At 44.4% G+C, this 23,603-nt stretch carries 29 protein-coding genes; 18 read left to right on the top strand and 11 right to left on the bottom strand.

Translation table 11 applies throughout. The features are described 5' to 3' along the window. Nucleotides 1–119 precede the first annotated feature (119 nt). From QXR61_02340 to QXR61_02330, 3 genes are all read left to right on the top strand, one after another. On the top strand, nucleotides 120–665 hold the full coding sequence (locus QXR61_02340; GenBank protein ID MEM3756790.1) for a 4Fe-4S dicluster domain-containing protein: 546 nt from the start codon (nucleotides 120–122) through the stop codon (nucleotides 663–665). Further along, a complete protein-coding gene (locus QXR61_02335; GenBank protein MEM3756789.1) occupies nucleotides 666–2,510 on the top strand; it encodes an aldehyde ferredoxin oxidoreductase C-terminal domain-containing protein in 1,845 nt (614 codons plus the stop codon). Nucleotides 2,511–2,588: 78 nt separating this feature from the next. Beyond that, nucleotides 2,589–2,912, top strand: a complete 324-nt coding sequence (locus QXR61_02330) for a MoaD/ThiS family protein (protein ID MEM3756788.1) — start codon at nucleotides 2,589–2,591, stop codon at nucleotides 2,910–2,912. Here the strand turns inward: QXR61_02330 and QXR61_02325 are convergent. The 3 genes from QXR61_02325 to QXR61_02315 are packed head-to-tail and all read right to left on the bottom strand — an operon-like array spanning nucleotide 2,887 to nucleotide 5,597. Continuing rightward, nucleotides 2,887–4,011: an amidohydrolase/deacetylase family metallohydrolase gene (locus QXR61_02325; protein MEM3756787.1), complete on the bottom strand. Its 1,125-nt coding sequence runs from the start codon at nucleotides 4,009–4,011 to the stop codon at nucleotides 2,887–2,889. The genes QXR61_02330 and QXR61_02325 overlap by 26 nt on opposite strands. Nucleotides 4,012–4,035: 24 nt before the next feature. Further along, complete coding sequence (locus tag QXR61_02320) at nucleotides 4,036–5,175, bottom strand: aminotransferase class V-fold PLP-dependent enzyme (GenBank protein ID MEM3756786.1); 1,140 nt, start codon at nucleotides 5,173–5,175, stop codon at nucleotides 4,036–4,038. A 44-nt stretch (nucleotides 5,176–5,219) separates the two neighbouring features. Then, nucleotides 5,220–5,597 (bottom strand): Rid family detoxifying hydrolase, encoded by a 378-nt coding sequence (locus QXR61_02315; protein ID MEM3756785.1) that lies wholly within the window; start codon nucleotides 5,595–5,597, stop codon nucleotides 5,220–5,222. A gap of 119 nt (nucleotides 5,598–5,716) precedes the next feature. On the opposite strand from QXR61_02315, the gene QXR61_02310 reads away from it, so the two are divergent. The 7 genes from QXR61_02310 to dgoD all read left to right on the top strand — a co-directional run bounded on the left by QXR61_02310 (nucleotide 5,717) and on the right by dgoD (nucleotide 13,039). After that, nucleotides 5,717–6,424 carry a hypothetical protein gene (locus QXR61_02310; protein ID MEM3756784.1) on the top strand — a complete coding sequence of 236 codons (708 nt, stop codon included), beginning with the start codon at nucleotides 5,717–5,719 and terminating at the stop codon, nucleotides 6,422–6,424. Between the two features lie 78 nt (nucleotides 6,425–6,502). Next, nucleotides 6,503–7,876 (top strand): alpha-glucosidase/alpha-galactosidase, encoded by a 1,374-nt coding sequence (locus tag QXR61_02305; GenBank protein ID MEM3756783.1) that lies wholly within the window; start codon nucleotides 6,503–6,505, stop codon nucleotides 7,874–7,876. 69 nt (nucleotides 7,877–7,945) lie between these two features. After that, on the top strand, nucleotides 7,946–8,464 hold the full coding sequence (locus QXR61_02300; GenBank protein ID MEM3756782.1) for a type 1 glutamine amidotransferase domain-containing protein: 519 nt from the start codon (nucleotides 7,946–7,948) through the stop codon (nucleotides 8,462–8,464). Between the two features lie 219 nt (nucleotides 8,465–8,683). Continuing rightward, the gene (locus tag QXR61_02295; protein MEM3756781.1) at nucleotides 8,684–9,868 is read left to right on the top strand and encodes a DUF362 domain-containing protein; all 1,185 of its coding nucleotides are present in this window, start codon (nucleotides 8,684–8,686) and stop codon (nucleotides 9,866–9,868) included. A 104-nt stretch (nucleotides 9,869–9,972) separates the two neighbouring features. Continuing rightward, entirely contained in the window at nucleotides 9,973–10,740 is a 768-nt protein-coding gene (locus QXR61_02290) for an amidohydrolase family protein (protein ID MEM3756780.1), read from the top strand. 53 nt (nucleotides 10,741–10,793) lie between these two features. Continuing rightward, entirely contained in the window at nucleotides 10,794–11,873 is a 1,080-nt protein-coding gene (locus QXR61_02285; GenBank protein MEM3756779.1) for a lactonase family protein, read from the top strand. 50 nt (nucleotides 11,874–11,923) lie between these two features. Then, a complete protein-coding gene (gene dgoD, locus QXR61_02280; GenBank protein ID MEM3756778.1) occupies nucleotides 11,924–13,039 on the top strand; it encodes a galactonate dehydratase in 1,116 nt (371 codons plus the stop codon). An 86-nt stretch (nucleotides 13,040–13,125) separates the two neighbouring features. On the opposite strand, the gene QXR61_02275 is transcribed toward dgoD, so the two are convergent. The 3 genes from QXR61_02275 to QXR61_02265 form a co-directional block, all read right to left on the bottom strand. Continuing rightward, complete coding sequence (locus QXR61_02275; protein MEM3756777.1) at nucleotides 13,126–13,389, bottom strand: hypothetical protein; 264 nt, start codon at nucleotides 13,387–13,389, stop codon at nucleotides 13,126–13,128. A gap of 161 nt (nucleotides 13,390–13,550) precedes the next feature. After that, nucleotides 13,551–14,222 carry a hypothetical protein gene (locus tag QXR61_02270; GenBank protein MEM3756776.1) on the bottom strand — a complete coding sequence of 224 codons (672 nt, stop codon included), beginning with the start codon at nucleotides 14,220–14,222 and terminating at the stop codon, nucleotides 13,551–13,553. 29 nt (nucleotides 14,223–14,251) lie between these two features. Next, nucleotides 14,252–14,404 (bottom strand): hypothetical protein, encoded by a 153-nt coding sequence (locus tag QXR61_02265; GenBank protein ID MEM3756775.1) that lies wholly within the window; start codon nucleotides 14,402–14,404, stop codon nucleotides 14,252–14,254. A gap of 134 nt (nucleotides 14,405–14,538) precedes the next feature. Between QXR61_02265 and cas1 the strand changes: the two genes are divergently transcribed. Continuing rightward, a complete protein-coding gene (gene cas1 / locus QXR61_02260; protein MEM3756774.1) occupies nucleotides 14,539–15,564 on the top strand; it encodes a CRISPR-associated endonuclease Cas1 in 1,026 nt (341 codons plus the stop codon). On the opposite strand, the gene QXR61_02255 is transcribed toward cas1, so the two are convergent. After that, a complete protein-coding gene (locus QXR61_02255; protein MEM3756773.1) occupies nucleotides 15,545–16,186 on the bottom strand; it encodes a hypothetical protein in 642 nt (213 codons plus the stop codon). The two genes, cas1 and QXR61_02255, sit on opposite strands and share 20 nt — an antisense overlap. A gap of 110 nt (nucleotides 16,187–16,296) precedes the next feature. Here QXR61_02255 and QXR61_02250 point away from each other — a divergent pair, with 110 nt between their 5' ends. The 6 genes from QXR61_02250 (at nucleotide 16,297) to QXR61_02225 (ending at nucleotide 18,759) form a co-directional block, all read left to right on the top strand. Further along, the gene (locus tag QXR61_02250) at nucleotides 16,297–16,461 is read left to right on the top strand and encodes a hypothetical protein (GenBank protein ID MEM3756772.1); all 165 of its coding nucleotides are present in this window, start codon (nucleotides 16,297–16,299) and stop codon (nucleotides 16,459–16,461) included. Continuing rightward, nucleotides 16,454–16,765: a DUF2116 family Zn-ribbon domain-containing protein gene (locus QXR61_02245; protein MEM3756771.1), complete on the top strand. Its 312-nt coding sequence runs from the start codon at nucleotides 16,454–16,456 to the stop codon at nucleotides 16,763–16,765. Before QXR61_02250 ends, QXR61_02245 begins: the two co-directional genes overlap by 8 nt. Continuing rightward, the gene (locus tag QXR61_02240) at nucleotides 16,737–17,195 is read left to right on the top strand and encodes a hypothetical protein (GenBank protein MEM3756770.1); all 459 of its coding nucleotides are present in this window, start codon (nucleotides 16,737–16,739) and stop codon (nucleotides 17,193–17,195) included. The genes QXR61_02245 and QXR61_02240 overlap by 29 nt, the downstream gene beginning before the upstream one ends. A gap of 3 nt (nucleotides 17,196–17,198) precedes the next feature. Next, nucleotides 17,199–17,648 (top strand): hypothetical protein, encoded by a 450-nt coding sequence (locus QXR61_02235; GenBank protein ID MEM3756769.1) that lies wholly within the window; start codon nucleotides 17,199–17,201, stop codon nucleotides 17,646–17,648. Beyond that, nucleotides 17,635–17,823 carry a hypothetical protein gene (locus QXR61_02230; GenBank protein ID MEM3756768.1) on the top strand — a complete coding sequence of 63 codons (189 nt, stop codon included), beginning with the start codon at nucleotides 17,635–17,637 and terminating at the stop codon, nucleotides 17,821–17,823. The genes QXR61_02235 and QXR61_02230 overlap by 14 nt, the downstream gene beginning before the upstream one ends. A 258-nt stretch (nucleotides 17,824–18,081) precedes the next feature. Then, nucleotides 18,082–18,759 (top strand): adenylate kinase, encoded by a 678-nt coding sequence (locus QXR61_02225; protein ID MEM3756767.1) that lies wholly within the window; start codon nucleotides 18,082–18,084, stop codon nucleotides 18,757–18,759. Between the two features lie 12 nt (nucleotides 18,760–18,771). Here the strand turns inward: QXR61_02225 and QXR61_02220 are convergent, their stop codons facing one another. Together QXR61_02220 and QXR61_02215 are read right to left on the bottom strand one after the other, a co-directional pair. Further along, nucleotides 18,772–19,542 carry a biotin/lipoate A/B protein ligase family protein gene (locus tag QXR61_02220; GenBank protein ID MEM3756766.1) on the bottom strand — a complete coding sequence of 257 codons (771 nt, stop codon included), beginning with the start codon at nucleotides 19,540–19,542 and terminating at the stop codon, nucleotides 18,772–18,774. After that, a complete protein-coding gene (locus QXR61_02215; protein ID MEM3756765.1) occupies nucleotides 19,535–19,819 on the bottom strand; it encodes a lipoate protein ligase C-terminal domain-containing protein in 285 nt (94 codons plus the stop codon). Before QXR61_02215 ends, QXR61_02220 begins: the two co-directional genes overlap by 8 nt. Before the next feature lie 139 nt (nucleotides 19,820–19,958). Here QXR61_02215 and QXR61_02210 point away from each other — a divergent pair, with 139 nt between their 5' ends. After that, nucleotides 19,959–21,167 (top strand): pyridoxal phosphate-dependent aminotransferase, encoded by a 1,209-nt coding sequence (locus QXR61_02210; protein MEM3756764.1) that lies wholly within the window; start codon nucleotides 19,959–19,961, stop codon nucleotides 21,165–21,167. A gap of 37 nt (nucleotides 21,168–21,204) precedes the next feature. Here the strand turns inward: QXR61_02210 and QXR61_02205 are convergent, their stop codons facing one another. Both QXR61_02205 and QXR61_02200 read right to left on the bottom strand, forming a co-directional pair. Further along, on the bottom strand, nucleotides 21,205–22,002 hold the full coding sequence (locus QXR61_02205; GenBank protein MEM3756763.1) for a hypothetical protein: 798 nt from the start codon (nucleotides 22,000–22,002) through the stop codon (nucleotides 21,205–21,207). Beyond that, on the bottom strand, nucleotides 21,999–23,537 hold the full coding sequence (locus QXR61_02200) for an NAD(P)H-hydrate dehydratase (GenBank protein ID MEM3756762.1): 1,539 nt from the start codon (nucleotides 23,535–23,537) through the stop codon (nucleotides 21,999–22,001). Before QXR61_02200 ends, QXR61_02205 begins: the two co-directional genes overlap by 4 nt. Nucleotides 23,538–23,603 lie beyond the last annotated feature (66 nt).

Here is a 23,603-nt window from a genome sequence, read left to right as displayed (position 1 = left end):
TGGCGGAACACCTCTAATATTTTTTGGCAAGATCCTCTGTCAACAAGACTCTAGATGCTATCATTGGGTAACTTTTTTAAGACATGGCAAACTATTTTTAATACTTGTTGGTGATGTTTATGTCTGGGAGAAGAGAGACTATTCTCTGGATCGCCAGAGATTACTTAAAGTGCACGGGATGCAGAAGATGCGAAATCGCCTGCTCACTGTTCCATGAGGGGTGGATATGGCCTGAAGCCTCAAGAATAAGGGTCTTTATGCTGGTGCCAGGCATTGAAATCCCGCACTTCTGTTCTCAATGCCATGATTACCCGTGTGTCTCAGCGTGCCCGGTGAAAGCTCTCTCGGTCGATGAAAGAACCGGTGCGGTTATAGTTGATAGAGAAAAGTGTACTGGATGCGGCGTATGTATACGTGAGTGCCCTGGAAATATCCCGTTCTTTCACCCCGGTGATGGAAAAGCGGTTATATGTGACTTATGTGGCGGAGACCCGCAATGCGTCAAGGTCTGCCAAGAAGCTAAGTTTAATGCGCTCTGGGCTGTTAGAGAAGATAAAACTGGATGGGGAAGCTACAATAGAAAACTCTTCGCCCAACCGCCTGAAGAGATCACTAAAGATGTTGCGATGAACCTTTATGGTGAAAAGGGGGAGGAGTGGATCTAAATGGTTAGGGGTTATGCTGGTAAGTTTCTGGAAGTAGACCTCTCCTCAGGAGGAATAAAAGACGTAACCTTCAGCGACGACATTCTCAGAAACTTTGTTGGCGGAAGAGGATTAGCTACAAAGATTCTCTGGGATAGGCTTGGCAGCAGATGGGAGGAGATCGATCCGCTTGGACCCGAAAACATATTTCTGGTTCTAACGGGGCCTTTAACCGGCATTTATCCGGGTTCCCGCGTATGCGTATCGGGCAAATCGCCCCAATCAAACGGGATCATCGGGTCGACTCTAAGCGGGGAGTTTGGAAACGAACTTAAATGCGCTGGCTACGACGGCATAATAGCTACTGGTAAAGCCGAGAAGCCTGTCTACCTATTTATAACGGACGATAACGCTGAGATCAGGAGCGCGGAGCATGTTTGGGGTAAAGAGGCTCCGGAAACTATAAGAACTCTAACTAAGGAGGGGCTTGAACTACTCAAGAGGGCGGGGCGGGGCGCCGAGAAGATTAAGGAGCCTGCGATGATATATTGTGGTCCAGCGGGTGAGAGCAGAGTTAGAACGGCTGCGGTGATGCAGAAGATAAGCCATGCCGCTGGCTACGGCGGATATGGAGCGGTTATGGGTTCAAAGAATCTTAAGGCTATTGTCGTGAAGGGGAGGAAACCATTACCCAGCGTTACTAGCCCGGAAACAGTGAAGATCCTTCTACGGGAAGTTGAGAGGCAGCTCCTTGAAAGAGACCGCTTGAGGCGCTGGGGGACTGGTTACGGTGGATATGAGGTTGGCGCTAGGCAGAGCTCTGAGCCGGTTAGGAATTGGCAGGAGGAGTGGCATGACGAGAAAAGGTTTGGTGGACCTAAATTCGACTTCAGGTACTGGGTTAAAAGATACTGGAGCGACTTCAACTGCCCGGTTGCCTGCATGAAGGTGGCAGTTGTTAAGACAGGGCCATATAAGGGAGCTATCACCGATGACCCGGACTACGAGATGCAGGCTTACCTTGGACCTAACCTCGGAATATTTGACCCAGATAAATGCATATATTTGTCGGCCCTCATAGATTACTTAGGTTTCTCCGGAATAAACGGCGGCAACACGCTTGCTTTCGCAGCAGAGCTTTATCAGAGGGGAATATTGACTAAAGAGGATTTAGGCTTCGAATTAAACTGGGGGGACGTAGAAGCCTTTGAGAGGCTTGCTAGAATGATAGTTAAGCGTGAGGGTATAGGAGACATACTTGCCGAGGGAACCTATAGGGCGGCTTTAAAGATAAGTGAGATGAAGGGCGTAGACGTCACAAAATACGCTGTGCACGTTAAGGGTGTTGAGGTTGGAGCACATGGGACTAGGAGTGGGCTAGATTTCAATCCAATCGCCTACGCATGTTCACCGCAATGCGGCGATCATACTTCAGGGGTTTACGACGCCTACAACGATGCGAGGATCGTTTTCTTCGATTCAGCGGTTGTATGCAGCATGTGCGGAAGCCCATTAATATGGGACTTCTATAAAGCGGTTACGGGATGGGATCTAACCGACGCCGACTGGTGCCGCGTGCTTGGAAGAAGAATAATGCATATACAGAGGGCGGTTCTCCTCCTAGGTGGGCCAGACATATTCTGGAGGCCAGAGATACATGATGATAATCCGCCGAGATTCTATGAGCCGCTTCCCTCAGGGCCATATAAAGGCAAGACCACTGATAGGAAAACATTTGAAGATATGAGGAAACAGTACTATGAGGCTATTGGCTGGGATGAGAGGGGCATACCGAAATCATCGGTTCTTAGGGAGCTCGGGCTTGAAGACGTCGATAAAGCCTTAGATAAAGTGAGGAAACAGTAGTCTAAAACCTTTAAACCCCCTTACTTTCATTTTTGTTTTGTCTGAGAAGGATTAAGCCAATCTAATCGGGAGCCAGAGATGAGGGTAAAAGTTAGGGCCTTTGGCGAATTAACGCCCATGTTAGGTGATGAGCTGACGGTTGAGTTAAATGAGGGAGCCAGCATAAGCGATTTGATCTCAAAGATCTCCAGCGAAATAAGCGGGTTTAAGGAGAAAATAAAGTATTTGTCTAGCCAGCAGGGGGTAACTGATTTCGGCCTCGTGATGCTTTTGAACGGGGTAAATATCAATTTGCTTGAAGGCACTAAAACAAGATTAAAGGATGGGGATGTTGTTGTCATTTTACCGCCAGTGGCTGGCGGGGGCTCTTTAACTTTTAGAAGACTATTTCTCCATCTCTGATAACTTTTACTGCCCTCAACCTTTGTTTGCAGATCTCCCATTCTCCGGCAGTATCTTCAAGCGGGAATCTACCCTCCTCCAGCTTTAGAATCGTGATGTCTCCGCACGCGCCAATCTTTAGGGTGCCGAGAACATCCTTCTTGCCAATAACCTCAGCGGGCTTAGCGGTAGCAGCGTTTATAACCTCCTCAAGCGATAAGCCCAAGTGAAGGAACTTTGACATAACTGTGGGCATATCGTAGGCTGGACCATTATAGCTTCCTGTATGTAGGTCTGTACTTATCGTGTCGGGTTTTATTCCCTGCTCGATTCCTTTTCTGGCAACCGACCACTTGAAGCTGGCTGCGCCGTGACCAACATCTAAAACCACGCCACGTTTTACAGCGTCGAAGAATTCCGATTGAACATTTCCATCGGCGTCAAGCAATCCATCATGTTGCTCCATTTTTAATCCATGGTAGAGGTGCGTTATCACGTCGCCCTTCTTCATGTATTTTAGGGTTTCAGGTTGAAGGTGGTTCTCAGCCATTAGGAGACATTGAGCCTTATCCGCCGCCTCTCTAGCCAACTCAACACCTTTAATTCCATGGTGAGCCCATTTTATGCCTATAATGACGTCGCGGTTTCGTTTAATCTCCTCCACAGTCCCATCAATATTTATAAACATCTCGTCGCGGCCCGTAATTAGGCTCGGCCACTTCTGGTTCGGTCTGGAGAACTCGATCATCCCTTGAGACTCAATGTTTATTAAAGCGTAAATTCTGGTTTCAGCGTTTTTTATAACATACTTCTTAAAGCCCACAAAGTTTAATTCACCCGTAGACCCAGCGTCTACGACCGTTGTGCTGCCCTTCGCTAAGCACGCTAGATCAGGGTTAACAGCGATGTGGGCAATCCCATAGCAGCAGTGTACATGTAGGTCTATCAGCCCAGAGGCAACTATTAATCCGGATGCGTCGATGACGTATCTTGCGCCAGTGGCGTTTATGCCCCTGCGTAGATCAGCGATCTTACCATTAAATATGGCTACATCCATAACCTCTTTAATTCCCTGCGATGGGTCTATGACCAAACCATTCTTTATAACTATATCGTACATTTCGGTCCACCTTGATAGTTTATTTCACTTTCCTGTTATCTTCTTTTTCAGAATTTCTTTTATTCTCTCGGCTATTATCTTCTCTTCACCATCTTGGAGGCATTGCGGATTGATGGTTATTTCATTCCCCTGTTGATGGACATATATTGGGGGGTTGCCTTCAAGGAGCATTTTGTTGATTTCAGCAGCAGTTATGCCCAAAGCGCTCTCATTAAATGTTAGTCTCGCTCTAGGCCAGCCTTGGGCTGAGTATTCATGTTTAGATGGATCTGGCATAATCCTCTCAACCTTAACATACTCGCTGGAAAGCTCCTTAATGAAATATTGAACTATTTCCTCCCACCTCCTCCTTCTAGCCTCAACTGCTTCCGGCGTATAATGCTTTAAGGCCACGACAAGCCCCACAATATCTTCTTTGCTGACTTTCATGGGTCTGCCCATGTAGTGGCGGGGGGAGCTATGCGCAACTATAGCCCTTATCAGGTCAGCCCTACCTATGACGAGACCCGTATCATTTGGCCCGCGAATATCTTTTCCACCACTGAAAACAACTAAGTCGGCGCCAGTTGCCACAATATCCCTCAAGTTCTCGAATGGAGGAAGCTCCGCAGCGGCATCCACAATAACTGGAATATTATGCTTTTTTCCAATCTTCACAACTTCCTTTAAGGCTTCTAGATCACATCCTTTCTTCGATGTGAAGAATATGAATGCTATGGCTACGGTTCTCTCGTTTATGGCTCTCTCTATATCTTCTGGAGTATAGCCCTGTTCGCTTCCAACCTTGACTATTTTTGCGCATGGAATAGCCAAATTTCTAACGTAAGGATTATCCTGAATAGCTGGCACAATAACCTCGTTTCTAGGGAAATCTATGTATGGTATTTTAGCCATCTTCTCAGGATCATCTCCAGTCATACATGCGGCGACAGCTAGAACTAATCCCGCTGCGGCGCCGGAGGTTACGCAGGCTGCTTCAGCGCCAGTTATCTCGGCTATTATCTCGCCAGCCCTCTTCTGAAGCTCATCCATGTTGACGAAGGCTTTCGCGGCTTCGCTCATCGCTTTAATGGCTTCGGGCAGTATCACTGAGCCGCCGAGAAATGTATATGTTCCCATAGCGTTGATTACGCGTTTTACCCCCAGTTCATCGTAAATGCTCATACACGCTGATCTCCAAGGAGGCTTATTTCAACACCCCTAATGTTTTAGGGCTTATAGGCTATGGCATCTATTTCCACTAAAACATTTTCTCCAGGTCTAGGAAGCTTAGCTACTTGAACGCAGGTTCTGGCAGGCGGGATCTTAAAGTATGAGCTGTAAATCTCGTTCATCTCGTTGTAATGATTTATGTCAGTTAGGTAAACGGTGCATTTTAAGACGTTATCTAGGCTGCTTCCAGCCTCTTCAAGTATGGCTTTCATGGTTTCCATAACTCTCCTGGTCTGCTCTTTTATCCCGCCCTCGACAACTTTACCGGTCTCGGGGTCGTGGGGACCTATCCCTGAGACGAATATTAAGTCATTATAAATTACGGCTCTTGAGAGGATCTTGCCTTGACCTATAACCTTTTTGCTTTTAGACATACGCTATCACTTCATTATTGTTTAGGGCATAATAGCGTTACTTAAAATGAAATATAAGATTTATCTTAACATCCATGAAAATAATAATATTGGCAGCACAGCGCTAATGGTGTTGAGAATTGGTTCTGCCAGCCAAGATATTTGAGATTAAAGAGGACGTTAACTTATTCTTCGTCGCTCAAAAGCTTAAGACTTACCGCGAGGAAGAGCCCTATACTACCATTAGCGGTGAAACCATAAACCTAGTCTCCGAAATAACAGATTTAAAAGTGGGCAGCGACTTCATTTCCGGCATTTTTAGCAGGGACTTTATCCGGAGCCGAGTCTATAGGCGTAAAATCGTGGAGACACCTGTTACAGAGGAATCTCCATTCTGGATTAAAAAATTTAATGATAGATTTTTCCTAGTGGTTTTAGCCCCCTCAACAGCCCGCGGGCTAAAAAAACTGCTAACAAACTACGTTGCAAACAAGATTAGTAGGATTTTGTTTATAAAACCTAACGTTATACTTGAAGTCGAGATCCCTCATGAGAGACTTAAGGCTCTACATGAATCAAATCCTCAGGCAACTAAACTAATATGGTTTGATAACGTCGACATACCCGGCGTCGAGAAGCTCTGTTTGGCTGGATCAGACCTCGCGGACACAAGCCTATACCAAGAGTATTTAAAGCATGGGAAAATATGGTATGTTGTCTTCGAAGTTCTGAAGAGAGGCATAGTCGTCGGCGTTACGAGAAATTGTGTGGTAACGCTCTTCAGTAAAAGTTCGATTGAGGACTTCGTAAATTACGTGATGGAGGAGATCCTTCCACTAATAAAGTGAAAAAATGCTGAATGCTAAACTCTTTAACCCTTAAATATTCTCCAAGTAATATTAAAACATATTTGAGGTGGTTTACTGTTGGTTAAGGTTAAGATAAGCGTTATAGGCGCTGGAAGCATAGCTTGGTCTGCAACTTTAATACGCGACCTTTCTCTAATGAAAGGTTTGTGGGGTAGCACCGTAACATTAATGGATATAGATAAAGAGCGCTTGGAAGTGATTTATGGGTTAGCTAGAAGATATGCCTCTGAGGTGGGGGCTGATTTAAAGATCGAGAAAACCATGAGCGCTCAAGAAGCCATTAAGGATGCGGATTTTGTGATAAATACGGCCTTGGCTGGCGGCCACAGCTATTACGAGAATATGAGGGCGATATCTGAGAAACATGGATACTATAGGGGAATTAACAGCGTTGAATGGAACATGGTTTCAGACTATCATACTATATGGGGTTACTACCAGTTCAAGCTTATGATGGATATCGCCAGAACCATCGAAGATCTTAGCCCGGATGCGTGGCTCCTTCTCCTAGCCAACCCGGTTTTCGAGGGCACAACCCTCCTCTCTAGAAAGACTAAAGTTAATGTTATAGGTCTCTGCCACGGCCACCTAGGGTATCAGGAGATTGCAAGAGAGCTGGAATTGAATTTAAAAGACGTAGATTTTGAGGCAGTAGGGTTCAACCACGTGATCTGGATGACGAAGTTCACGTATAAAGGCGAGAATGCCTACCCGCTTTTAGACGAATGGATCACTAAGAACGCGGAGAAATACTGGAGAAGATGGCGTAGAAAGCAAAGAAACCCCTTCGACATACAAATGTCTCCGGCGGCCGTAGATATGTATAGGCGTTATGGCCTATTCCCCGTTGGAGACTCTGTGAGGGGAGGGACATGGAAATACCATTGGAATTTGAGGACGAAAAAGAAATGGTTTGGCCCAACCGGGGGGCCGGACTCCGAGATCGGCTGGAAACTATATTTAGAGAGCCATGAAAAGCGGCTTAACCAGTTTATTGATGCATTGCATGATGTTAAATCTCCATTAACTGATATTTTGCCGCCAAAGATAAGCCAAGAATCTGTTGTGCCAATAATTAACTCCATAGCGAACAATGAGGAGGGATTATATCAGGTGAATGTACTTAATAAGGGCGCTATTAACGGGATTCCGGATGATGTAGCAGTTGAGGTTCCGGCCAAGGTGGATGGAAAAGGGGTGCATAGAATCCAAGTGAGCAGTTTACCGAAAAGCATCATGAACTACGTTATATATCCGAGAATGACGAGGATGGAGTGGGCGCTGGAAGCCTTCCTAGAGGGTGGAAGAGACCTGCTCTTCGACTGGCTAATCGTGGATCCTAGAACAAAGAGCGTAGGGCAGGTTGAGGAGACGATAAACGATCTGCTCTCCCTTCCGGAAAACGTGGAGATGGCTAAACACTTCAAGTAACTTGAGAGAGGCCCTTTTTCATATAAATTACAAATCTAATGTTTATAATAGAATAGAGGCGAGGTATCCTTGAGTTTAAAAGGAAAGAAAGTGGCTGTATTAGCTGGGCCGGAATACGAGGATTTAGAGCTTCATTATCCATATTTGAGGCTAATAGAGGAGGGCGCGGAAGTTAAAGTTTTAGCGGTGAAAAAAGAGGTGGTTAAAGGTAAGCATGGGCTTTCCATAGAGGTAGACCTATCTATGGATGAAGCCAACCCCAAGGATTTCGACTGCGTGATTATTCCGGGAGGGTGGGCGCCTGACAGACTAAGAAGAGACCCAAGAGTTCTAAACTTTGTTAAAAGTATTTACGAGCAAGGGAAGATTGTGGCGGCTATATGCCATGGTCCGCAAGTTCTCATATCTGCAGGTATTTTGAAGGGGAAAAGAGCTACTTGCGTATCCGCTATAAAAGACGATGTGATTAACGCTGGGGCCAAATATGAAGATTCTCCGGTTGTGAGGGACGGAAACATTATAACCTCAAGGGTTCCAAGCGACCTGCCACTCTTCTGTAGGGAGATTATAAAGGCTTTAAGCCAGTGACTCGATCTCGAATTGCTATAGTCGCTTTAAACCTTATAATCCATCCCCACATATTTTTGGGCTTTAGGTAGGCATTTGGCTTTTCCAGCAGCTGCGTTAAAATGATGTGCTCTCTGCCTCTAGCTGAGCAGAGTAGCGATAATTCTAAGCCGGAAAACTCATATAGTCTCGGTGATTCTCTAAACTAATACATTAAATTGAATATCGAGGTAGCCCTTAATGGTGACTGAGGTTTCTATTGCGAAGGGTGAGGATATAGTTGCTCGCACAAGGGAGGCAATAAACCTTTTAGACGGGGTTCGCAAAGCGGTGGGTAAGGGTGATAGGGTTTTTATAAAGCCAAATATTGTGGATGGGGCACCCTTTATAACAGGCGAAGTTGTTCAGCTTGAAACTATTAGGGTTTTGGTTGAAGAATGTTTTTGCGCCGGCGCATCGGAAGTTCTCATCGGTGAAACCCCCACTTACAGAAAGCAAACAGAAACTATTCTTCAGTATAAAAAGCTCGCGGATGAGCTGGGCGCAAAGTTCCTAGAGCTAAATGAGTACCCTTTTGTGGAAGTGAATGTTGAGAATCCAAGGTTCTTTAAGAGAGTTAGGCTCTCCAAGCCGTTTCTAGAGTCCGATGTCTTCATTAACGTGCCAACTTTAAAGACACATGCTTCCTGCGGGATAACGGTAGCCATAAAAAACATGTATGGTTTAATTCCGCCTGAAGATAGGGTTCTGTACCATGCTTTAAACAGGGTTGAGGAGGCTATCATCGATCTATATAAGGTTAAGAAGGCGGATCTAATAGTTGTCGATGGCACGTACACGACATTTCATTTGGGGCCTAGGCCCCTAGAGGACTTTAAGGAGACTTTTAGGCTTAACCTAACCCTTGCAGGCTTCGACCCAGTGGCAATAGACGCTGTTTCAGCAAAGATTCTTGGAATTAATCCATCTTCCCTAAGATATCTTAAGTGGGCTGAGGAAGACGGTTTAGGTACAAGAGACATGAATCAAATAAGGATTATTGGAGTCCCATTGGAGGAAGCCTACTTCGGTAAGGCTGCAGGCACAGCGGACTTCATCAACAGTAGGATGAATGAGCTTAAAGTCATGAATTTTAATGCCTGTACGGGTTGCCTTCAGACAGCCGTGCATGTCCTGTTCACGCTGAGAAGTTTCCGTCACATTGTAGGCGAGAAACGTAAAATTATTTGTGTAATAGGACCTGAAGCGAAGGCTAATTCCATAGTGAAGGGATCAGGGGATATAAAAGAAACGATTCTCTTGTGCGGTTACTGCGCGGCCCCCACATTTTACAATGAATTAAAGGGTATATTTATTCCAGGATGCCCGCCTCAACCAGAGGATGTTCAGCGTACCCTAAAAGAACTGTTAAGCCGAGAGACTTAAAGTGGGAGCAAAAGTTTTTCTTTCCTCCATTTCCTCCATTTTTAAGATTAGATTTTAATTTTTGAACGGTTTGAGAACTAATTGTAGCAAGAGGAGTGATTAATATGAGGATTATAGACGCGCATGTGCATCCTCCAGCCGATGGTGACCTAAAGAAGTTTGCTGAGAGCTGCGAGAAAGCCGGCATTATAAAAAGTTTTCTTTGCGGGCTTCCAAGCGGATTCGGGAATATGGGTAACGATATCGTTGAGAGGGCGTTAAAGGAATATCCGGATCTAATCGTTGGGTTTGGATACGTTGACTTAGGGAGAGATGCGGTTGAAATAGTGGATGATCTTTATGCAAAAGGGTTTTCTGGCCTTAAATTTATTGGTCCGCCTAAACCCTATGATGTTGATGAGTATTTCCCCTATTATGAGCGGGCGGAGCGATATGGGATGCTGATGCTTTTCCATACAGGTATCGTAGCTAGAACAGCTGCAGACAAGTTCAGGAGAGTCTCGTCCAGAAACATGCGTCCAGTATATCTGGAAACCATAGCGAGAAGCTTTCCAGAGCTCAGGATAATTGGAGCGCATTTGGGGCATCCATGGTGCGAGGAAGCATCGGTAGTATCCCTTCATAATCCAAATATATTCTTCGATATTTCGGGAGGACACACGTTTTACATAGCATTAACCCTCAGAAGCCGCTTATTCTTTGACGTTAAACCCTCTAAGCTGCTTTTTGGTTCAGACGCCCAGCCTAAAGATTTCTTGAGATACGTGCACTTCTGGCTTACTGTGCTTCCACAGTTAGGTCTCTCTAGCGAGCAGATTGAAGAAATATTTTACAGAAATGCTGAAAATCTCATCAAGAAGAGCTGCCGCTGAGAAGAGAATTGTTAAATCTTAAGCCCGCTGAAAATATGTTTCGGTGAAAATATATGGGTGAAATCTTTGCATACGTTGGAACCTATACTTCCAAAGATGGTGGGGAAATCTATATTTACCGCATGAACCCAGATTCCGGCGCGCTCGAACTCGTAGAGAAGGTGAAGACTCTACCTAACCCCTCGTTTCTAGCAGTAGACTCTAAACACCAAAATTTATACGCTGTCAATGAAATCATGGATTTCCTAGGGGAAAGAGCTGGCGCGGTCAGCGCATTTTCTATTGACGGAAAAAACGGTAAAATATTCTTCTTGAATAGTAAATCCTCTAGGGGAGCTGGCCCCTGTCATATATCTCTCGATGTATCCGACAGATACATTTTTGTGGCGAACTATGCGGGCGGAAGCGTATGTATGCTGCCGAGAAATCAGGATGGGAGCCTCGGAGACGCTGCCAGCTTTGTTCAGCATAAAGGTTCAAGCATTAACCCCGAAAGGCAAGAGGGGCCTCATCCACACTCCGTTGTAATAGATCCGGCTAACAGGCATGCCTATGTGCCTGATCTCGGACTCGATAAAATAATAATATATGAGTTAGACCTGGAGAAAGGTAAATTAAAGCAGGGCGACCAGCCATGGGTTAGCACTAAACCCGGCTCAGGTCCAAGGCATTTTACTTTTCATCCGAACGGGAGGTTCGCGTATCTTGTTAATGAGCTTGATTCAACGGTGGTCGCATACGCCTATAATGAGCGTGATGGTTCACTGAGGGAGATTCAGGTGGAATCGACTTTGCCAAGCGATTTTAAGGGTGAGAACTATGCGGCGGATATACATGCGTCTCCCTCAGGCAAGTTCCTTTATGCTTCAAATCGCGGACACGATAGTTTAGCTGTTTTCCGAGTCGACGGAGAAAACGGTTTTATAGAGACTGTTGGTCACGTGCACACCCAAGGCAGATGGCCACGCAATTTTGCAATAGATCCCTACGGCACGTTTATTCTGGTGGCTAACCAGTACAGTGATAGTATAGTGTCTTTCCGAGTCGATGATAAAACGGGAATGCCTAAACCAACAGGGCATGTTGCGCATGTGCCTGCCCCAGCCTGCGTCAAAATAGTTCCCCTCAAATAAAATTAAGTTTTTAAGCGGAAAAGTAGATATTGCTTGTCTGGTGGGTTGGTTTGGAGATCACTAAGATTGAAATGTTTCATGTGAAGCCAAGATGGCTTTTCCTAAAAATGTATACTGATGAAGGCATCATCGGTTATGGGGAGCCGACGCTTGAGGGGCGAACCAGAACGGTTGAAATGGCAGTAAGAGAATTGGAAAGATATCTTATTGGCAAGGATCCGCTGAGAATCGAGCATCATTGGCAGGCAATGTATAGGGGGACATTCTATCGCGGCGGCCCTGTGCTTACAAGCGCTATAAGCGGTATTGAGCAGGCGATGTGGGATATTTTAGGTAAGAAGCTTGGCGTGCCGGTCTACCAGCTTTTGGGTGGAAGATGCCGGGACAAGATAAGGGTTTACGCGCATTTTGGCGGACGAACACCCGAAGAGTATGCTAAAAACGCTTTGGCCAAAGTGGAGCAGGGTTTCACGGCCTTGAAGACGACCCTCTTCGAAGCGGTCAGACCGGTGGACTCTTTCTCACTGGTGAAGAAGGCTGTTGAAAGGTTTAAAGCTGTTAGGGACGCTGTTGGCGACGATGTGGATATAGCCATTGACTGTCATGGTAGATTAAGCCCAGCTATGGCGATCCGCATAGCAAAGGCTCTAGAACCGTATTACCCGATGTTTCTTGAGGAGCCATGCCTACCGGAGAACGTGGACACGATGGCGACTATAGCGCGATCAACCTCCATCCCAATAGCTACTGGGGAGCGATTATTCACCAAATGGGGTTTCAGAGAAGTCGTTGAAAAACAGGCTGCCTCAATACTTCAGCCAGACCTATCGCATGCTGGCGGCATAATGGAGTGTAAGAAAATAGCGGCCATGGCTGAAACCTATTATGCTACTATAGCGCCTCATTGCCCCCTAGGCCCAATAGCTTTGGCGGCATGCATTCAGCTGGATGCTTGTACACCAAACTTTCTTATACAAGAGCAGGTTACGCTCGGTGAAGGATACCTTGTGGAGCCATTTAAAATGAAGAATGGGTACGTGGAGATACCGAAGGAGCCCGGATTAGGGATAGAGTTGGATGAGAGCCTTATCAAAGATAAGATTTATGATGGTACGTGGGAGACCCCTCGGCTCTACTATGAGGACGGGTCGGTGGCAGAATGGTGAAATCAGCCTTTTCTTAAGGCTCTCTCCTATTTTTTATGATGGGGATATCGCAAAACAATAGGGAATATAAAAAGCAGGGGAAGATATTAGATCTCTCTGATCTCTATTATCCGCCTTCTCTCTAGCCTTTTAAGCGCATCAAAGAGCTCGTTTTTTGACTTCCCATTCACAGTGAAATATTGGGTTATCTCTTTTACTGATGAGCGTGGAGTACCATATTTGATCAAGTGGCTTTGTAGGTACTCAACGATGAGGCGCTCAACCCTACCGCACTTCCAAGTTGTGTTGCGTAAGAGGACGACGACAGCCTTAAGCATCCTTTGCGTTTCCTTCTTAGACTTTCTAGCCATCTCTCATCTTGAGTAGATATCTTTCTTAGGCAAATATTTAATTTTTATCCCCAAACCCAAACCCACATCCCCACCCCCGTATCCCACCACCCTCAGTCACAGTCAGTCACACAGTCAGTCAGCCACAAACAAAAAAAGAAAAAGAAAAGGGCTGGTAATGATTATGGTAAGACTATAGTTTTGGGGTATTGATTGCCGACTGTTGTCTGAACCATTATTTCGATAGTTTGCCCCGACGTGTAAGTGCCTGCTGGAAGAGTTATGATTAGTGATGTGATCTGCCCGACCTTCACAGGTATGCCTAAATATGTACTTGAAAGAGAAGTGCCATTCACTCTGGCGCTTCCATCCAACCTTCCATTAAGTAATATCATCTGTATCATTGCATCAGACGACCCCGTATTCTTTATTTTTAATACGACACTAAATTCAGAAATCGCTTTTTCTGCGTATGCTACAAGAAATTCCAGTTTTTCGATTTTTGCATACTCCTTGCTTAGTAGCTGCTGAAGCAGCGAAACAATGTTCAGTAGAATGGATTCCAGCTTATTGAGCTCATTTCGAATTTCCGGTAAAGCACTAATGTTTGAACTAAGAGTCTCTAAATTAGCTACTTGCTCTTGTAGCCCACTAATAAGTTCATTTTGTGCTCCTATAAGCGTGCTGATATTTGAGTAAATAGTTCCTAAATCAGATAACTGCTCCTGCAGTTCTTTTATCTCCATTCTTAGGTTGGCAATCTGCTGCTGAAAGACTAAGTAACTAGAAATGAAACCACCTCCGAAACCAGCTAATAAGGCAATTAGGACTAAAACAACCCATTTCACATTCATAATAATCCCCCATCTACTTCTCAAGAAAACTAGCTAAGGCGTTCTTTTTCTAGGGCTTCTTGGATGAGTTGGAGGATTAGTTGGTTTTTGCTCATGCGTTTTTTGATTGCTAGTATGCTGAGTTTCTCCCATATTGGCTCTGGAATTAGGACGCTGAATTTTATTTTCTTTTCCATGCTCATGTTTTCACCTTTAGGATTATTATTTTGTGGAATTGCTTATAAACTTTTTTCCGCTAATCCACAATAGCGAAAGGCTTATAGGCAACTTATCCCCTAAAGGGTAATTGTGGAATTGTGGAAATGGGGGATAAGTCTTGAAGGCTAAGGTTTTGAACATAGCGATTGAGGGAAACGGCTTTTACCTAGGCATGGAAAAAGGCTGTTTCATCATTAAAGATAAGCATGGTAGGGTTGAGCGCATCCCACTCTTTGAAAACGAGATAGGCGAAATAACCATTTCAAGCGGAAACTTCATAAGCACTTCAGTCTTAGCGTGCTGTGGATTCTGGAATATTCCAATCATCATTAAGACACGAAACGGTAAGCCCGTAGCCATTCTTAGAAGCCTAGATGACGATAGCCATGTTAAAACTAGGATAGCACAGTATCAAGCCCATGAGAAGGGTAAAGGCGTAGAAATAGCCAAAACAATAGTTCTAAGCAAAATAGAGGGGCAAAACATGGTTCTGAGAAAGCATGGCTTAAAGGAGATAAGCCTAGAGGAAGTTAAGGAGCGGATAAAGGCTATAGAGGCTAAAAGCCTGAGAGAAGCCAGATATAGGCTTAATCAGATTGAGGGGAAAGCCTCAAAACACTATTTCAAGCAAATATTCAGCCTATTGCCTTTCAGGGTTGAGGAGCGTAAGGGTTGGAAAGCCTACGACGGCGTGAACAATACCTTTAACCTAGCCTATACCCTTCTAAAGTTTAGGGTTTACTCAGCCATCCTAAACGCTCATCTAGAGCCTTACCTAGGCTTTTTGCATAGTGAACAGTTGGGTAAGCCTAGCTTGGTTTGTGATTTAATGGAGCTATACCGCTACCTAGTAGACGACTACATTATAGAGTTCAGCCAAACACTAAAGCAAAAAGACTTCACAGTTAAAACAGAGCGATATAGCACAAATAGGATAGGCAAAAGAGAGGTTTTAAGCAGGGAGAAAACAAGGGAATTCGTTAAGGGCTTAAATAGGCTATTTCAGACAAAAGTGAACATTCCAAGAATAAAGCATGGAAACAAGCAGACAATTGAAACCCTAATGAATGAGGAAGCCTACCTTCTAGCCAAACACCTAAGAAACGAAACAAGCAGTTGGAAGCCTAGAATAGTAGTTCTTTAATTAGATTCTCTAAATCTTTTTCTGCATATTCTTGTTCATGTAAAATTTTTCCAATTATTAGCATCGCTAAAATTTCATTTTCAATAACATCAAGGTTGAAAAAGCCTTTCTCCATCATCTTTTTAACATAATCAGATAATAAAACCCAGTTTTCATACTTTTTCAAATCCTCAAGTTTTGCCCTTATAAATTTAAGATATTTTTCGATTCTTCTACGGCTTCTTAAAAACGCCAAGTCTTTTTCATCTATCCCTAAGAGGTTTTCAACCAGTTGAACCCAAATTTCATTAAAAGGCTTAGGGTTTTCTTGAATTATTAGAACGGCGATCATGCCTTTAAACTGTAAAAGCCATTTTCCTTCAACCCTCTTCACATATCCCTTCTTTTCCAGAATCCTCAACCTTTTATTGAAAATGGCATGAAGGCTATGTAGGTTTTGGTTTTCTCTTGCCTTTTTAGCTAATTCCCAAGCTGATAATGGACCCTCATCATACAATGTTTCGAGAAGAAACCTATTGTATTTGGCTTGTTTTCCTTGAAATATGCCTATCTTGATTTTCGTTGTAGCCTTTTTCTCTTTTCCCTCACGCTTGTCTTTCATTCCCTCATGTTTGGCTTTCATATAGCTTTTCCCTTATATTTAATTGCTATAATATGGCAATATAGCCATCCAAAAACTATATCCAAATTCACTCCATATAAATCTTTTGTAGAAAAGGAGGTGATTGAAAAATGCCATATACATGCGTATGTTTAAAATGCGGTAAAGAATTCATAAGCGATAGACCACGAAAATTCTGTAGCCTAGAATGCTTCTTTGAATACAAGCGGAAACTAGCATTAGAAAACAAAATGCAGTTTCTCAAGAAAGTTATGGAGGTTGAGAAGAGTGGCTAAGAACTGTAGGGTTTGCGGTAAACCTATTCCAGAAGGCCTAGACTTCTGTAGTGAAGAGTGCATGAAAACCTATAAATCAGATAACCCTAAAGTTCCTTTAGACAAAAGTTTAGAGAACGACCTTTTAGATCCTACTTACATGAGGGGGCTTTCTTGGAGAAAAGCGAAGCTTGAAGCAATCCATAAGGCTAGGCTTCAAGGCATACCTGACGAACAGATTTTACTTATTCTCATGCGTGGAGGTTTAACACGCTTAACGGCTAAGAAGATGATGGATGACAGTAAACAAGCTTACGGAGGCTAGGAAGTTGGCGGGGAAAAGGCTTAGTGAGGCTGAAGTTAAGAGGCGTGAAAGACTTATTAGGGATTATGTTCATCGAGGCTATTCAGCTAACTTGATTCAGAGAGAATTGCAGAGAGAGGGGCTTGGGATGAGGAGAAAAGATCTTTTAAAGAGGGTTAGGGAGAGTGAGAAAGCGCCTATGGTGGTTACTGTTAGGCGGGCTAGGGTTAGGTGGGTTGAGGCGGGTAAGCGTATAGCTCTTTATGGAACGGTTGGAGGGGAGAGTAGGCGTTTAGAGATGTATGGAACGGGTAGGCAGTTGTATAGGGCTATGCAGGATGCTGTTATCCATCCTCCTAAGAAGCGTTTTGTTGAGTGCCATGCTAAGGAAGCCCGTAGGTATCTTGATTATTGGATGGAGTGGGATTATCGGCCAGAGGTGATTAGCTAGCCTATGCCCCCTATAGTGGGCTTAACGCTTAGGAATATTGTTATGGTTGATTTGGATGGCATGCCGTTGGAGAAGGTTAAGGAGTTAGCTGATTTAGTGCTTAAGCGGTTTAAGTTGGGCGGTTATGTTATTCTTGAGAGCAGTCAAGGAAACTATCATGTTGTTTTTAATAGGCCTTTCAGATATTGGAGTAAGGTTTACAAGATTATGGCTTGGATAGCTATAATGAGCGGTAACCCTAATGTGTATAAGTGGGTTTGCATGCAGTTGATTAAAGAGGCTGAAACACTTAGGCTTAGCCCAAAGCCCACTAAAGAAGGTTTTAGGCATATTCCTATGGTTGTTTGTAGGGTTGGAAGGCAGGATTTAGGCATACGGGTTTACTTTAACGCTAGGGAGAAGATTCTGAGTTTGATTGATAAGCTAGGGGTTTACGGGAATGGAAGCGAGTAGGCTGATCGTTCTTTTAGCTTGGCTCTTTACAATATTCTTCATATTTCCGTTGACAATAAACTATATGGCTGGTCAATACCCTATTAACCCTGAAGTACGTTTCTTCACAGTTATGCTAATCTCATTCTTTGTCGTCGCCTTAGCAGTTTACCTATGGTTTAAGCATAGGGCTTAGTTTAGCCTTTTTTCTTTTTTTGTTTTTGTTTGTGGCTGACTGACTGTGTGACTGACTGTGACTGACTGTGACTGAGGGTAGTGGGATACGGGGGTGGGGATGTGGGTTTGGGTTTGGGGATTTAATTTTTATTCTTTTATGATGAAAGCTGAGGTTAAAAAATCCACGATTTACCAAACTTTAAGATAAATAAACATTTATGTGGAGCCTCCCTCTACCTCTTATTTAACGCTAAACACCTATGCCATGGTGGCCTATATGAGAATCGTTATGCTTGGCCCGCCTGGATCTGGGAAGGGGACGTATGCCTCTAGGCTCACCGCGATACTTGGTGTCCCGCATATCTCTACTGGCGATATGGTTCGTGAGGAGATAAAGGCTCAGACGGAGATTGGAAAGCGGATTAAGGAGTATAGCGATAGGGGTGAACTGGTGCCGGACGAAATAATTATTGCTATGCTGGTTAATAGGCTTAGGAAACCCGATGCCCAGAGGGGCTTTATACTTGACGGTTTTCCAAGGACTTTAAGGCAGGCTGAAGAACTTGAAAAAATTTCCAAGATAGATCTAGTTGTAAACCTGAATGTGCCGGACGAAATAATTGTCCAGCGCTTATCTAACAGGCTTGTGTGCAGGCAGTGTGGAGCCATATATAATAGGCTTACATTAAAACCGAGGGTGGACGAGGTCTGCGATGCGTGTGGCGGCGAGCTATACCAAAGAGACGATGATAAACCCGATGTTATTAGGGAGCGCCTAAATGTTTATAGGAGAAGCACGGAGCCGCTAATACATTACTACAGGGAAAAAGGGGTCCTAAGAGACATACATTGTAATGATTTAATGACGCCCCCAGAAGTCATAGTTAAAGAAATACTAAATGTTATCGATGAGCTGAAAAAAGGAAAGATGAAAGCGAGCGATCGACAAGTCTAGCCGCTAGTTCTTCTACCTCCTGAAATTCCATTCTCTAGTCGAGTATTTCTCTCTTTTCAAAGTTACCGCCAACTCTTCTTCGAAAACATCTACTTTTCCGGGCACCAGCTCTATTCCAAAAGACTCCTCGAAACCCTTTATTAAAGCATGTTTAAGTTCCTCAAAGCTAACCTCTCTCCCTAAATATCTTTTTATTGAGGTTACCCTTTCCTCCGCGGATTTTATCATTTTGTCACGGATCTTTTCGCTGGGAACCTTAAGCACCGTGAACATTATTGTCGGGTTTACATCGCGGAGTATTGTGCCATGCTGGTGTACAACGCCCATTCCCCTTGTTTGGGCATTTCCAGAAATCTTCTTCCCCCCAACAACTATATCGTTTATTGGTTTAAACTCTGCGGGAACACCTAGAAGCCTAAGCCCCCTAACCAACCCTGAACAAAGGTTCTCGTATGTTTTTTGAAAGTCTCTGGAGACCAGCGGATGATCTTCATTGATTATTATGCTGTAAGTTAGTTCTCCATTAAGGTCATGGTACACGGCTCCGCCCCCGGTCCTTCTTCTAACGTAGTCGATGCCTAATCTCCTACAAGCCTCTATGTCCACCTCTTCCTCCATGCTTTGGAAGTATCCTATGGAGACGGCTGAAGGCTCCCATCTAAAGAAGCGTATGGTGTTCGGAACAATGTTTCTAGATCTGGCTACCGCTATAGCTTCATCTAAAGCCATATTATAAAACGCATCGTTAACGCCAGTGTCTAGTAGACGCCACTTCTCAGCCATCTCTACCACCCGCCTTAATTATACATTTCGCAAAGTCTTCGGGGGTTGCGCCCAGCAGCATCACATCTCTATCTCTAATGAAGCGTTTAACGGTCTCCGCTATTATGTTTTCGTCGAGGGGGCAGCCTAGAAGGGTTTTTTCAAGATCATCGATAAGATCCTCCGGATGCATAAAGAAGTCGCCGGTTATTTTTATTGAATCTATTTTATCTCCCTTTTTAGTCATCTGAACCTTAATCAGCTTGCCTCCCTCAGCCTTATACTCAGCCTTAAGCATTACTATCCACCCCCAAACAGTTTTAGACATTGCGGGTTGAATTATTTATACGTTATTTTTAAGGGAAAATTTTTTAGTAAGTACCTCTTAAGAAATAGGGGATTAGCCAAGTATAGGTCTAAATGGTTGCGAGGGAATAATGATGCCAGATATATCAGAGAGAACGAGAAATCTCGGAACCGAAACGGCTTTCGATGTCTTAAGGGAAGTAAACGAGATGGTTAGAAGGGGCAAAAGCATAATGAACTTCTGCATAGGCCAACCAGATTTTGACACACCAAACTACATTAAGGAGGGCGCAATAGAAGCCATAAGAAGTGGAAAAACTGGATATACACCTTCGGCTGGGATACCGGAGCTCAGGGAGGCTATCGCTGAATATTTCTCTGAGACTAGGGGGATTGACATTAAGCCGGAATGGGTTGTGGTCGCATGCGGCGCTAAACCATTCATAGGGTATACTATACTTTCGGTTACTGATCATGGTAAAGGCCACGAGGTTATCTACCCTAACCCCGGCTTCCCAATATATGAATCTTTGATAAGAGCGTACGGCGCAGTGCCGGTTCCACTACCAATACTTGAAAAAAATGGCTTCAAAGTAGACGTGGAATACTTGGAGAAAATAGTTAATGAGAGGACTAGGCTGCTTATATTGAATTCACCCCACAACCCTACGGGCGGGGTTTTAGATAGGGAAACTCTTGAGCAAATGGCCGATATAGTGAAACGCTACGATAATCTATGGGTTTTCTCAGATGAAGTTTACTCTCAAATGGTTTATGACGGCGAATTCGTTAGTATAGCCTCAATAGATGGAATGCTGGAGAGAACGGTGATCGTAGACGGGGTCTCAAAGACATATGCGATGACCGGCTGGAGAATAGGTTTTGCAGCGAACCCGAAGCTCGCCCAACACTTAGCCCGCTGGGTGACAAACACCGAGTCATGTGCACCACACCCAAATCAGTACGCGGCGTTAACTGCGCTAAAGGGCCCGCAAGACGATTCGAGAAGAATGATTGAGAGCTTTAGGAGAAGAAGGGAAATAATAGTTGATGGCTTAAACTCAATTAAAGGCATCCGCTGCTTAAAGCCTAAGGGAGCCTTCTACGCTTGGCCAAATGTTACAGAAGCCTGCAAGATTGTCGGCGCAAAGGATTCTGAAGATTTCAGGGCGCGCCTGCTTTACGGGGCCGGTGTAGCTGTCTTATCTGATATTCACTTTGGGCATAAAAACGAGGGTGATGGAGAGCACCTGAGAATCTCCTATGCTGCCTCAGAGGAAAACATAAAAGAAGGCCTAAAGAGGATAAAAGTTTTCATAGAGGAAAACAGTCTCCATTAAGAATTTTTGTAATAGAGTCTCCCTTTAATTTTTTTCTTCAACTTTTAATCCCCTTTTTAAGAAGTTGAAAACCTACTCCAAGAAGCCAACCCAATAAAACGATTATCGTCGCTGGGAAAACACTGTAGCCTATGAGGGAGTTAAGAACCAGTATTTCGAAGATGAATAAGGATACACTTATTGCCGCAGCGACGACGAGACCTGTTCTGAGACCATACTTGGCAGCTGTCTGCGCTGATAAGAGTCCGGATAGAAAAACATCTCCTAAACCCAGCTTTGCAAGATGCGAGGATATAGTTACCGGTAATCGGAGGGCTTCCATTTTATAGGCTGCTTCAACCATGTGTCCCGTCCAAAAAACCTGTATGAAATCCATTATTGTTAAAAGTGCTGCGAAGATTACAGTGATCTTCCATGAGAAGAGGAAATTCATGTATATGATAACCATGATTGCGAAGAATGCCGCTAAAAGGTTCATGGAGATAAACGCTGCTAGAGAGTTTTCTGGCATCAGATAGATCGTTGAGAGGTAGGCGGCTAAGAAAGCTATTGGCGGAAATATCGCTAAAAACCATTTATTTAAAATAAGGTATGAGAACACTAGCAGCATATAGAAGTAAGCGAATAGAAAGAGCGTCTGGATCAAGTAGCTCGGCATTAGGGCGATTAATGTAACAAATATGCCCATGGATGCGGCTATAAGGATCACTTCATGGGCTTTAAGCTTCTTATCCTCTAAAATTCCCCTTACCCTTCTCTCAAATCTCCTATAAACTAGCAGCGACGCCGCAATTATTGAGAAGAGGATTAAGGGCAGTAGAAGATCTACGCTCATGGTTGCCCCCTCATCTGCCTCTTAATCTTCATATGGCTTATAGGATCATTCATAACTTTCGGTATCCAGTCAATGAGGTCGCTAGAAACCATGTGATAGCCCTTTTCAGCCACCACAAAGTCTCCGGCGGCGCCGTTAATGAAGGCTCCGGCCACAGCAGCCTCAAACGGATCTATACCTTGAGATAGAAAAGCAGCAACTATGCCGGAAAGCACATCGCCTGTGCCGCCAACGGTCATGCCCGGGTTCCCGGTAAAATTAAATTTAATTCTGAAGCCGTCCGAAATTATGTCTACGTGGGATTTTAAGAGTATAACTGCGTTAAGATCCTCGGCCGTCTTCTTCACATGCTCAGCTCTTCCCTCAAGATCCTCCGGCGGCCTCTCGCCAGCTAAAAGAGTATACTCGCCTAAATGGGGGGTCAGGACCGCTGGCGTCTTAAGCCTATGCTTAAAGTTAGCGAATGCTTTTAATCCATCAGCGTCAAGCAATATTGGGATCCCCCGCTTTTCAGCCGCCTCCACTATCTCGTTAACGGCTTCTTCAATCTCCTTATGTAAGCCTAAGCCTGGACCTATAGCGATGGCCGTCACCCTCTCCACGTAGCTCCTTATTATCGGCATGTTTCTTACACTTAAATGGTCTCCTTCAAGCTTAAGAGTTATAAGATCCGGCGATATCGAGGATATAGCGTAAGCTGTTTCACGGGGCGCCGCGATGTAAACTAGGTCTACGCCAGCCCTTAAAGCCGCCAAAGCCGTCAAAGTGGGCGCGCCGCTGAATGTCTCGCTTCCCCCAACTACAAGCAACCTGCCGAAATCGCCTTTATGGGCTTCCGGCGGCCTAGGCTTTAATATGGTTAAAACATCGCCCGGTCCAGCAAAACTTTCAATTTCTTCCGGGATCCCTATCTGCTTGACGATTAACTCGCCGACATATTCCTTGGCTTTTAAAAGGCCCGGCTTCGGCTTGTGAAATGTAACTGTCAAGTGCGCTTTTACGGCTTCGCCTAAAACCGCGCCTGTATCCGAGTCTATTCCGCTCGGGACGTCAACCGCGACTCGGAAGGCATCTAATTCATTAATCTTCTCTATCATTTGTGAGATGGGTGGTCTAGGGGGGCTTTTTAAACCTATTCCTAGAAGCGCGTCCACAACGACATCGGCTTCAACATCAGGTATAAGCGATGAATCGTAAACCTCGCGTAGAGTTAACGACTTGCGTAACGATCTTAAGGCCTCCCAGTTCCTTCTAGATTCCTCGTTGGTTATGTCGGATTGCCTTCCGGCGAGTAAGACGTTAACTTTAAAGCCCATGCATATTAGATGCCTTGCCGCGACAAAGCCGTCTCCGCCATTTCCACCTAAACCGCAGAAAACGGAGATTTTCGTGTTTGATGGTTTAAAACGCGACGCAATCTCGGCGGCGACGCTTCTCCCAGCGTTCTCCATTAGTTGTAGCCTTGAGATCCCGAAATACTCGGCGTTTAAGTCTAAGGCGCGCATCTCCCTCGTTGTTATGATCTTCTCAGACATGGCGTCCACCAGACAGAGTTTTCAACAAAAATTAAGAAGGTTTTTAAGCATTTAAACAATATTAAT

It is taken from the genome of Candidatus Bathyarchaeia archaeon (genome assembly GCA_038882715.1).
GTDB lineage: Archaea > Thermoproteota > Bathyarchaeia > Bathyarchaeales > DTEX01 > DTEX01.
The sequence above is the reverse complement of the archived record's forward strand: the minus strand, read 5'-3'. Positions and strand labels throughout refer to the sequence as shown.

Bases quoted from the DNA above. Each gene is read 5' to 3' on its own strand.
- QXR61_02340 (MEM3756790.1), top strand. From the start codon at position 120: ATGTCTGGGAGAAGAGAGACTATTCTCTGGATCGCCAGAGATTACTTA.
- QXR61_02335 (MEM3756789.1), top strand. From the start codon at position 666: ATGGTTAGGGGTTATGCTGGTAAGTTTCTGGAAGTAGACCTCTCCTCA.
- QXR61_02330 (MEM3756788.1), top strand. From the start codon at position 2,589: ATGAGGGTAAAAGTTAGGGCCTTTGGCGAATTAACGCCCATGTTAGGT.
- QXR61_02325 (MEM3756787.1), bottom strand. From the start codon at position 4,011: ATGTACGATATAGTTATAAAGAATGGTTTGGTCATAGACCCATCGCAG.
- QXR61_02320 (MEM3756786.1), bottom strand. From the start codon at position 5,175: ATGAGCATTTACGATGAACTGGGGGTAAAACGCGTAATCAACGCTATG.
- QXR61_02315 (MEM3756785.1), bottom strand. From the start codon at position 5,597: ATGTCTAAAAGCAAAAAGGTTATAGGTCAAGGCAAGATCCTCTCAAGA.
- QXR61_02295 (MEM3756781.1), top strand. From the start codon at position 8,684: ATGGTGACTGAGGTTTCTATTGCGAAGGGTGAGGATATAGTTGCTCGC.
- QXR61_02290 (MEM3756780.1), top strand. From the start codon at position 9,973: ATGAGGATTATAGACGCGCATGTGCATCCTCCAGCCGATGGTGACCTA.
- QXR61_02285 (MEM3756779.1), top strand. From the start codon at position 10,794: ATGGGTGAAATCTTTGCATACGTTGGAACCTATACTTCCAAAGATGGT.
- QXR61_02275 (MEM3756777.1), bottom strand. From the start codon at position 13,389: ATGGCTAGAAAGTCTAAGAAGGAAACGCAAAGGATGCTTAAGGCTGTC.
- QXR61_02270 (MEM3756776.1), bottom strand. From the start codon at position 14,222: ATGAATGTGAAATGGGTTGTTTTAGTCCTAATTGCCTTATTAGCTGGT.
- QXR61_02265 (MEM3756775.1), bottom strand. From the start codon at position 14,404: ATGAGCATGGAAAAGAAAATAAAATTCAGCGTCCTAATTCCAGAGCCA.
- QXR61_02255 (MEM3756773.1), bottom strand. From the start codon at position 16,186: ATGAAAGCCAAACATGAGGGAATGAAAGACAAGCGTGAGGGAAAAGAG.
- QXR61_02250 (MEM3756772.1), top strand. From the start codon at position 16,297: ATGCCATATACATGCGTATGTTTAAAATGCGGTAAAGAATTCATAAGC.
- QXR61_02240 (MEM3756770.1), top strand. From the start codon at position 16,737: ATGACAGTAAACAAGCTTACGGAGGCTAGGAAGTTGGCGGGGAAAAGG.
- QXR61_02235 (MEM3756769.1), top strand. From the start codon at position 17,199: ATGCCCCCTATAGTGGGCTTAACGCTTAGGAATATTGTTATGGTTGAT.
- QXR61_02230 (MEM3756768.1), top strand. From the start codon at position 17,635: ATGGAAGCGAGTAGGCTGATCGTTCTTTTAGCTTGGCTCTTTACAATA.
- QXR61_02225 (MEM3756767.1), top strand. From the start codon at position 18,082: ATGAGAATCGTTATGCTTGGCCCGCCTGGATCTGGGAAGGGGACGTAT.
- QXR61_02220 (MEM3756766.1), bottom strand. From the start codon at position 19,542: ATGGCTGAGAAGTGGCGTCTACTAGACACTGGCGTTAACGATGCGTTT.
- QXR61_02215 (MEM3756765.1), bottom strand. From the start codon at position 19,819: ATGCTTAAGGCTGAGTATAAGGCTGAGGGAGGCAAGCTGATTAAGGTT.
- QXR61_02210 (MEM3756764.1), top strand. From the start codon at position 19,959: ATGATGCCAGATATATCAGAGAGAACGAGAAATCTCGGAACCGAAACG.
- QXR61_02205 (MEM3756763.1), bottom strand. From the start codon at position 22,002: ATGAGCGTAGATCTTCTACTGCCCTTAATCCTCTTCTCAATAATTGCG.
- QXR61_02200 (MEM3756762.1), bottom strand. From the start codon at position 23,537: ATGTCTGAGAAGATCATAACAACGAGGGAGATGCGCGCCTTAGACTTA.